This window comes from Thalassospira sp. UBA848 (assembly GCF_002295455.1).
In the GTDB taxonomy this organism is placed as follows: Bacteria; Pseudomonadota; Alphaproteobacteria; order Rhodospirillales; family Thalassospiraceae; genus Thalassospira.
Map to the genome: position 1 here is coordinate 7,261 of NZ_DBGS01000117.1, position 9,614 is coordinate 16,874.

Annotated in this window: 6 protein-coding genes and 1 pseudogene; 5 read left to right on the plus strand and 2 right to left on the minus strand. The window is 56.2% G+C overall.

Translation table 11 applies throughout. The features are described 5' to 3' along the window. A pseudogene (locus B2R48_RS16525) lies at nt 1–653 on the plus strand (hypothetical protein); the annotation flags it as partial. 109 nt (nt 654–762) lie between these two features. After that, complete coding sequence (locus B2R48_RS16530; protein ID WP_297002653.1) at nt 763–2,379, plus strand: acyl-CoA synthetase; 1,617 nt, start codon at nt 763–765, stop codon at nt 2,377–2,379. 105 nt (nt 2,380–2,484) lie between these two features. On the opposite strand, the gene B2R48_RS16535 is transcribed toward B2R48_RS16530, so the two are convergent. Beyond that, the gene (locus B2R48_RS16535; RefSeq protein WP_297002655.1) at nt 2,485–5,043 is read right to left on the minus strand and encodes an ABC transporter permease; all 2,559 of its coding nucleotides are present in this window, start codon (nt 5,041–5,043) and stop codon (nt 2,485–2,487) included. After that, entirely contained in the window at nt 5,040–5,786 is a 747-nt protein-coding gene (locus B2R48_RS16540) for an ABC transporter ATP-binding protein (protein WP_297002658.1), read from the minus strand. The genes B2R48_RS16535 and B2R48_RS16540 overlap by 4 nt, the downstream gene beginning before the upstream one ends. 242 nt (nt 5,787–6,028) lie before the next feature. Here B2R48_RS16540 and B2R48_RS16545 point away from each other — a divergent pair, with 242 nt between their 5' ends. The 3 genes from B2R48_RS16545 to B2R48_RS16555 form a co-directional block, all read left to right on the plus strand. Continuing rightward, nucleotides 6,029–6,691, plus strand: coding sequence for an arylesterase (locus B2R48_RS16545; RefSeq protein WP_297002660.1), 663 nt, complete (start codon nt 6,029–6,031; stop codon nt 6,689–6,691). Between the two features lie 1,031 nt (nt 6,692–7,722). After that, nucleotides 7,723–8,427: a J domain-containing protein gene (locus B2R48_RS16550; RefSeq protein WP_062956869.1), complete on the plus strand. Its 705-nt coding sequence runs from the start codon at nt 7,723–7,725 to the stop codon at nt 8,425–8,427. Between the two features lie 146 nt (nt 8,428–8,573). Beyond that, nucleotides 8,574–9,614 (plus strand): FIST signal transduction protein (locus B2R48_RS16555; protein WP_297002663.1); only part of this gene is annotated, 1,041 nt, incomplete at its 3' end.

Sequence of the window (9,614 nt, forward strand, 5' to 3'; positions counted from 1 at the left end):
GTGATCAGATGCTGGACGGGCAGGCGACATGCCTTGATGTCACGGTTGGGCTGGTCGGCCTGCATCTTGTGCAACGGGTTGCCAGCGGCAATGGGGATCGCTGGATCTGGTCGAGTTTCGAGCATGTCGATAATGTTCCCCTGGCCGCAAATGCGCGCCGTCCCAACAGCATCATTACCAAGGAACCGTTTGAAAACGGATGCCTGTCACCGGGGCCGGTGGATCAGCAATATGCCTTTTACGGCGGGATGGGGGCGGTCGGCAGCCCCGCCAACCAGCCGATCTCTGAAATCCTGAAATGGGCCGATCACGCGCCATATGCCCGCCTGTCATCGGGCGATAGGCCCTTGCCCCCGGAAATCGTGCGCTGCTGGCGGCTGTTTTCCGGCACGGCGGAAAGCAATTTCGTTTGGCAGGGCAAACTTTCGGGCACCGTCTGGGCAAATTACATGCTGCTGGGGACGCAATGGATCGGGAATCCCGGCGGTGCACCGTTTGGTATTGGTGAAGTGCCACGTTTTCTGACCAACAGCACGCTTGAAAGCTTCATGCAGGATCAACCGGATGCTTCCTGTTTGCGGTGCCATGCCCGCGCAACAAGTGACGCCGGACAGGTTGCCAACTTTACCTTTCTGCTTGATCCGGGCAGCTAACCGATCACGAACAGAGAGAACTTCCAATTTTCACTGATTGCCACTAGCATGCATCGCAACATTTGCCGCACCCAAAAACAAAGAACAGCGGCGAATTCAGGGAGGAAATATGCTGGGCAGTCGTTCTGACTATGCTTCGGTGCGTTCAAGTTTTGCCTGGAACGTGCCGACCCACTTCAATATCGGCGTTGATGTCTGCGACAAATGGGCGGACGACCCGGATCGTTTGGCATTGATGCATCGCAGGCGTGATGGCACGCGCCGTGACTATACATTTTCACAGATCAAACGCCTGTCAAACCGCTTTGCCAATGTCATGCGCCGTCATGGCATACGGCGTGGCGACCGGGTCGGGATCCTGTTGCCGCAAAGTCCGGAAACCGCGATTGCCCATGTTGCGACTTATAAAATGGGCGGTATTGCCGTGCCGCTCTTTACCCTGTTTGGGGTTGATGCGCTCGAATATCGTCTGGGGAACTGTGCGGCCAAGGCACTGGTGACCGACAAGGAAGGGGCCGCCAAGATCGCCGAAATTCGCGATCTTTTGCCCGCCCTTGAATATGTCTATGTGATCGATGGGGCGCCAGACAACTGTTTTGATTTCAAGGCCCTGTCATCAGAAGCCAGTGACGATTTCGAACCGGTCAACACCCGTGCCGATGAACCGGCACTGATTATCTATACATCCGGCACCACAGGTCAGCCCAAGGGGGCGTTGCACGCCCATCGGGTGTTGCTGGGGCATTTGCCCGGCGTTGAAATGTCACATGATTTCTTCCCCGAAGACGGCGATGTCATGTGGACCCCGGCTGATTGGGCGTGGATTGGCGGGCTTCTTGATGTCCTTTTGCCCGCCTGGCATCACGGCGTGCCTGTTGTTGCCCACCGGTTTGAAAAATTCACGCCCGAGGATGCCTTTCGCCTGATGGCCGAATATGGTGTGCGCAATACTTTCCTGCCACCAACCGCGCTCAAGATGATGCGGGCCGCGGGCGATGATTTGGCGCAAAAATTCAATTTCAAACTTCGCTCTATTGCAAGCGGTGGTGAGACATTGGGTGCGGAATTACTTGATTGGGGGCGTCGGGTGTTTGATGTCACCATCAACGAGTTTTATGGCCAGACCGAATGCAACATGGTGGTTAGTTCCTGTCAGTCGATCATGGACTCAAAACCCGGTGTTATGGGCCGTCCGGTGCCCGGTCATGATGTTGCGGTGATTGATCTGGGGGGAACGGTGCTTGAACCCGGTGAAATGGGCCGCATTGCCGTACGTGCGCCTGATCCGGTGATGTTCCTTGAATACTGGCGCAATCCCGAAGCCACCCGCGACAAGTTTGTTGGTGAATGGCTTCTGACCGGGGACATGGGCAGTGTCGATGCCGATGGGTACATCCGCTTTGTCGGTCGCGATGATGATGTCATCAGTTCGGCGGGGTATCGTATCGGGCCGGGGGAAATTGAAGACTGTCTGATTGCCCATCCTGCCGTTCGCATGGCCGGTGTGATCGGCAAGCCCGATGATCAGCGCGGCCAGATCGTAAAGGCCTTTGTCGTATTGGCCGATGGTTTCGCCGAAAGTCCGGAGCTTGAAAGCGAAATCAAGAACTTCGTCAAAACCCGATTGGCCGCACACGAATACCCGCGCGAGATCGCCTTCCTTGATCAATTGCCGATGACAACCACCGGCAAGGTCGTGCGGCGGGCCTTGCGCGACATCACCTGATATCGTGCCCGGATTTCAAATCGTTCCCAAAACGGTTTTGTATAAAACAAGGCCGGGTCCTTCTGGATCCGGCCTTGCGTGTTTAAGGTCATGTGTGCCTGATGGCTATTCGTTGCGCAACAACGGCGCTGCCGGACTGCGCAGAGCCTGCCATGTGCCGACAAAACCGGCTGCCAGCGTCGCAAACAGGCCAATCGCAATCGGTCCGATGATGGTCATCGGCAACAGCACCCAGTTGGCCTCCATGATCAGCACCAGCACCGACCAGGCCGCAACCGACCCGACAAAGGCCGCAATCACACCGGTGGCAAGACCAAGGATCCCGTATTCCAGCGCATAGGCATAAAGAATGTTGGACCGTGTCGCGCCCAGTGTCTTGAGCACTACCGCGTCATAGATCCGCTTGCGGCGACCGGCCGCAACTGCCCCGCCAAGGACAAGCACGCCAGCGACAATCGCAATCATGCTGGTCGCATTAAGGGCTGTACCGATCCCGGCCAGAATGGCATTGGCGGCCTCAAGCGCCTCACGCACGCGAATGGCTGAGACATTCGGGAAGTCCATACCGATCATGCGATCGACCGGTTCTTCCATTTCGCGCGGCATATGGGCGGTGGCGATCAGGCTATAGGGCGCCTTGTCGATCAGACCCGGTGAGAACACCATCGCGAAATTCATACGAAGGCTTTGCCATTCGATCTCGCGCCAATTGGCGATCTCGGCGGTGATGTCGCGACCCAGCACATTGATGGTCAGGGTGTCGCCCGGCTCTAGGTCAAACGCGCGACCGATATCCGCACTGATCGACACCAGCGGCTTTGACGCATCATTGTAATCAGCTGACCACCATTCACCGCGCACCAGTTTGGTTTCAGGCGGTGCGGTTGCGGCAAAGGTCAACCCGCGATCACCGCGCAGGAACCAGCGATCATCACCTGGTCCGACATCGTTGGAATTAACGCCATCAACCGCCGTCACACGACCGCGCAGCATCGGAGTTTGTTCGATATCCGAAACATTATCCTGTGCCAGAAGCTGATCGCGGAACTGGTCGATCTGATCGGGGCGAATATCGAGGAAGAAGAAGGCCGGGGCAGAATCCGGCAGGTTCTCGTTGATCTCGTTATCAAGGTTGCCCTCGATCCCCGAAATCGTCACCAGCAGTGTCAGGCCCAACCCAAGCGACAGCGCGACGGGGACGGTGCTTGCCCCCGGACGGTGCAGGTTGGCAAGTGCCAGTCTGGAAAAGGCACTGCGCCCCGTAATTAAACGTTTCGAAAGGGATACGATACCGCGCCCGGCAAAGGTGAAAATCACCACCGCCGCCGCCGACCCGCCAATAAAGCCAAGGGCAATCGCCTTGTCGGTCGCAGTCAGCACCGTCAGGATCAGCAACAGAACAAGCGGCACACCGATATAGGGCAGGTCGCGCTTGCGCACAGGACTGCCGCTAAACAGTCCGGCACTGGCGCGGAACAATCGTGCCGCCGGGATTTCGCGTGCGCGCAACAAGGACGGCAGGGCAAAGACCAAAGTGGTCAGTACACCAAAGCTGGTGGCAATGATCAGCGATGGCAATGCCGGGCCCAGCGTCACATCAATTGGCAGCCGCCCGGCAAGGGCCGGCGCAATCAATGCCGGTGTCACCGCGCCGATCAGAAGCCCGATGGCAATCCCGATCAGGGCCAGAACAAGGATCTGCAGGAAGTAAATCCGAAGCACCAGCGCATGCGACGCGCCGATGGATTTAAGCGTGGCAATGACGGATGTTTTGCTTTCGATATGGCTGCGCACCGCATTGGCCACACCAATACCCCCGACCAAAAGGGCCGAAAGACCAACAAGGGTCAGGAACAGGGTCAGGCGCTCGATAAAGCGTTTCAGGCCGGGGTTGGCATTGGCCGTATCGCGAATACGCCAGCCTGCCTCTTCGAACCGCTCTTCAAGGCGTTCGCGAAAGGCGGTCGGGGTTTCATTATCATTGATATCCAAAGCGTAATAATAGCGGATCAGACTGCCCGGCTGCACCAGCCCGGTCTCCATCAACCCGTCCATCGAGACCATCAGGCGCGGGCCAAAGTTGAAAAAGCCAACGGCCTTGTCGGGCTCGGTCTTGATCACACCACGAATCTGCACATCAATATCACCAAGGGCGACCGTGTCACCGACATCGATCCGAAGCCGTTCAAGCAAGCCTGCCTCGGTCACAGCCCCCCAAACGCCATCCTTTTGTTCAAGGATGCCCTCAAAGGGAACCCCATCGGCAAGCTCCATCTCGCCAAACAGTGGATAGGCGTCATCAACCGCCTTAAGCTCCACCAGTCGGCGCTGGTCCGGGCCATAGGCCGTGGTGCGCATGGTGGCCAGTTCGGCGACGCGTTCAGTGTTTGCGCGCAGCCACTCGATCTGATCGCCGGTCGCTTCCTGATGGGTCAGGCGCAGTTCAACATCGCCGCCCAAAAGCTTCCGCCCGTCACGCTCCAGTGCCGATAGAACGGATTCCGAAACGTTTCCCACAGCCGCAATCGACCCGACGCCAAGCGCCAGACATGCCAGAAAAATACGAAAACCTGATAATCCGCCGCGCAACTCGCGCCGACAGACCCGCCAGGCAATGGACCATAGGCGGTCCGCACCGTCAGTGGGGGAAAGGGATGTACTCATGACTGCGATTCCAGATGCGAAACGATTTCGCCGTCGCGCAGCATCACCGTACGGTCGCACCGCTTGGCAAGGGCAGGGTCATGGGTAATCAAAAGCAGGGTCGAGCCGCGCCGCTTGGTCAGATCAAACAACAGTTCGATAATCGTTTCACCGGTCGTGCCATCAAGGTTGCCGGTTGGTTCGTCGGCCAGCAAAAGCTCAGGGTCGGTGGCAAGTGCGCGTGCAAGTGCAACGCGCTGTTGCTCCCCGCCCGATAGCTGGCCCGGATAGTGATCGGTGCGATGACCCAGCCCGACATGCTCCAACTCTTCGCGCGCCTTTTCAAAGGCATCCTTGCGCCCGGCGAATTCCATCGGAAGCGCAACGTTCTCCAGCGCGCTCATGGTCGGGATCAGGTGGAAGTCCTGAAATACGATGCCGACATGATTGCGGCGATACAGGGCCAATCCGTCTTCATCAAGGGCGCGCAGGTCCTTGCCACACACCTTCACAACGCCTTCCTGGGCTTGTTCCAGTCCGGCAATAACCATCAAAAGCGATGTCTTGCCCGACCCCGACGGCCCGACAAGCGATACGCGTTCGCCTGCACCAATCGAAAGATCAACCCCTTTAAGGATCTCGACAATCCCGGCCGGACCTTGCAGCCGCAGCTTCAGGTTCTGCACATCAATTGTCTGTTTTGGCGCTTCACCAGACGCGGCGACATTTTGTTCCGGTATCGTGGTGGTTTCGGTCACACTCATTTCGGGTCCTATCGGGTTGTCCGTTGCAAGATCGGCAAAGCAGGCTAAATAGGTTTACGGATCAGGACGTTTCTGGTTCAGACTTCTTTTGATCTGAACGACTTCTGTCTGCGTTCATCAAGGGTAAACGTTCGGAAACCGCTCGGGCAAGTTCGCAGCATATTAAGGTGAGATTTGTAATGAATTCGGTGTTTGGGCAAGGTCACACTGTAAACAAGTTCACGTACAAATTGGCAAAACAGTTGCGTAAATCTGCCACGCAGGCATGCGCAGCCCTTGCCATTGCTGTCTTTGCCCTGGCCGGATTTTCGTATGAAACGCGGGCGCAGGAAAGTGATCAAGCGACCAAAACCCTTGTATTGTTTGGCGACAGCCTGATGGCCGGTTACGGCCTGGCCCATGAAAATGGCTTCGCACCCAAGCTTGAGGCGGCCCTGAAGGATGCAGGTCATGATGTGGAAGTCGTGAATAGTTCCGTCTCTGGCGATACCACCGCGGCGGGTCTTGCGCGCCTTGACTGGGCACTGGTTGACAAGCCTGATGCGGTCTTGCTCGAACTTGGTGCCAATGATGCACTACGCGGTATGGAGCCATCCCAGACCCGTGAAAATCTGGCAGAAATCCTTGAAAAGCTGCGCGGCATGGATGTCGATGTCTTGCTGGCTGGCATGATGGCGCCGCCCAATATGGGAACGGCGTATGGTAATGAATTCAACAGCATCTATCCTGATCTCGCCAGCCGCTATCAGGTTGATCTTTACCCGTTTTTCCTTGAAGGCGTTGCCGCAGAACCCAGCCTTAATCAGGATGACGGCATGCATCCCAATGCAGATGGCGTGGACGTTATCGTCAAAAGTATCCTGCCAGATGTGATCAATCTGCTGCAGACATCAGACGCCAGCTAACAAGGCCAAGATCCTGCGGCTGCCGGATAATTCAGGCATTTATCGGTTCCTGAAAGCCACCATCCGGTTACGTTGGCATAATACCGGCACGTCACCCCTCTAATCAAAACGTCTCCTGTTAATATCCCCACAGGTTGGCTCATCAGACGGCCGGACAAACACCGTGCCGAGCGTTTCTTGCGCCCGATTTGAATGTTGTGCGTAAAATGGGCTGTTTCCAAGGGGTTATGCGGTTTCCGGCAGGTTATAAAATTTCGCAAGTGCGTAAATCAGCGCAATTATGCCGCTTGTGGCCAATAAAAAACTGCATATGTAGATAGAAAATGTCAACAACCCGGAACGATTTATCGGTCAGACCGTAAGTATCCCTGTGGCGTTTACCAGAAACGCAAATAATATAATCAAATCAAATGTTTAATTATGCGTTTCGGGTGGTGCGTGCGCCGTGAATCTTGCCTGAAAATCCCCATTTGGGGACCAAAACATGGGGTTTGGTGTAAAATTAACACCTCATTTACTTTCGGTTATGTTTCGAACTGGCTTTACGTTAACTGCATATGTTGTTTTAGAGGAATGCTTCTGACAGGGGATCGACGACAATTTCGGTTTTTGACGGTTTTGCCTCCGCCGACGAATTGGAGCCTCTAGGTGGCGAAATCAAAAAATAATGTTTAATGTCCGTTACTTAATGGAATCCGTAACGAGTATCTTCAATCTGCAACCTGTGGATAACTGCGCAAAGGTCAAAACGGGTGTATGACGCCAAGGAAATACACGTAATTCATCAAAAAGTGCTTTATATCAATTGCTTGGTATTTTTCAGTGGACCCCGTTTGTTTCCAGGGAGTCGCAAACCGGCCTGTGAATGAATCGGAAGCGATTCAATTTTGACTGCAAATGCAGTTGCAGGGGCCGGACTCCGTCGATACACTTCCTTCTTATGCTGCTGAATATCGGGCGCTCTTTTGCGTTTCTCATGTTCGGTTGTGCTAAATTAATTAAATAATTCAATGCCTTAAAGGGATTGTTCTGTGTCGTCTTCTTCCACCGTCAAGCAGTCCTACACCATTCCCTGTTCTTCGATCTTCCGCGACGCGGTGCTGCAACTGGCAGAACGGCGCGGTGTGAATGCCGCCGATCTGGCGCGCTCGGTCATGCTGATCGTTCCGGAAAAGGCGATTGAGGATTATCAGGACCCCGGCGACCCGCCCAAGGGGGACCGTGAAACCATCGTGTTGAAGTCCGGCCCGGCCGAAGGGCGGCCCTGGCGGCGCAAACCCCGCCTGCAATTGCGCCTGCCACCGGGCTTTTCGGTGGTCACCGTGCGCAAGGCGTTGCAAATGGCGATTGATTTCGACGCGGGGGATGTGAATATGCGCGTCGAGAAGTCAGATGTATTGGCTGCTGAACGCGCTGCCCTCGAAGAAGCCCGTGCCCTGAAGAAACGTCAGGCAGAGCCACCTGTCGAACTTCTACAATCGCGTGAAGAGCTCGAACGTCTCCGTCAAATTGTTGATAACCTTGCCTTTGATCCGCTTGATCGTGGCGTCACTACCTTTAACGAGGCGCTCCACGTCATGGGCTTTCCGCCAAGCGCCCGGCCCGATATGCGCGCGATCCGGTCGAAATATCGCGTTCTGGCCGCCATCCATCATCCCGACAGCAATTATGGCTCCCACCAGCGCATGACGCAGCTCAATGCCGCGATGGAGATATTGCGCAAACACGTTTCCTGATTGGGCATATTGTGCGCCATGACAAACCGATCCACGGCCCCTTGTGGAAGGGTTCGCGCAATGCTTAGATGTAAGAAAGTCGATTTCTGGTTTGGCGACCGGGCACAAGAACCGGCCACCCCGACCAGCCAGCAATGGGAGACAGCATGACGGCGGAATTTCGGGCGGCACATGCCAGCGGTGAAAACTGGGCCTCGGTCGCATCCGAGCTTGCCGAACTTCTGGAAAAAGAACCATTACCAGAACAGGCGCTGGCTTTTTTGTATGTCTCCGAACCGCTTGCCGGGGATCTTGGCAGTATCCTGACCTTCCTGCGTTCGCGCCTGTCGATTGAACACTGGATCGGAACGTCCGGTGTTGGAGTTTGCGGATCAGGGCGCGCCTATTTCGGGGTTCCGGCGGCATCTGTCATGATCGCCCCGTTTGCCCGTGATGACTTTCACATCTTTGAACCCCTTAAAACCGAAGCCGATCTGGACGCCCCCGAACTGCAAAAGGCGATTGATCGTCTGCAACCGATCTTTGGTCTGGTGCATGGTGACCCGGGCGCACCTGACAGCCTCGGTCAATTGGCCGAGCTCGCAAGGTTGGGCTCGACTTATCTGGTTGGCGGGATTGCCTCGGGCGAACGCGGTGCGCCACAGATTGCTGATCGCATTGTCGATGGCGGCCTTTCGGGTGTTTTGTTTGACGGTAAAACCAGTGTTCAGGTAGGTATCAGTCAGGCCTGCACGCCGGTTGGTCCGGTCCATCGCGTGACCGAGGGGCGCGAAGGCATTGTCTCGACCCTTGATGATCGTCCAGCCCTTGAGGTGCTTAAGGAAGAACTCGACGCCGACGGTGGGGAACAATCCATGGCATCGGGGCGGTATCATGCGGCCCTGATGGTGCCGGGGTCGGACACCGGCGACTTTGTCGTGCGCAACCTGATGGGGGTGGATCCCCACAACAACATGATCGCGATCAGCGGTGATGTGCAGGCGGGCGATGCCATCCGCTTTGTCCGCCGCGACGGGGCAGCGGCCGAACAGGATCTGCGGCGCATGCTGGCTGATTTACAGAAACGTCTGCCGGGCAAGCCGCGCGGGGCGCTGTATTGCAGCTGTGTTGCCCGTGGCCCGCATCTGTTTGGCACCGAAAGCCGCGAAATGATGATCATCCGCGATGAACTGGGCGATCTGCCGCTG

Bases quoted from the DNA above. Each gene is read 5' to 3' on its own strand.
- B2R48_RS16530 (WP_297002653.1), top strand. From the start codon at position 763: ATGCTGGGCAGTCGTTCTGACTATGCTTCGGTGCGTTCAAGTTTTGCC.
- B2R48_RS16535 (WP_297002655.1), bottom strand. From the start codon at position 5,043: ATGAGTACATCCCTTTCCCCCACTGACGGTGCGGACCGCCTATGGTCC.
- B2R48_RS16540 (WP_297002658.1), bottom strand. From the start codon at position 5,786: ATGAGTGTGACCGAAACCACCACGATACCGGAACAAAATGTCGCCGCG.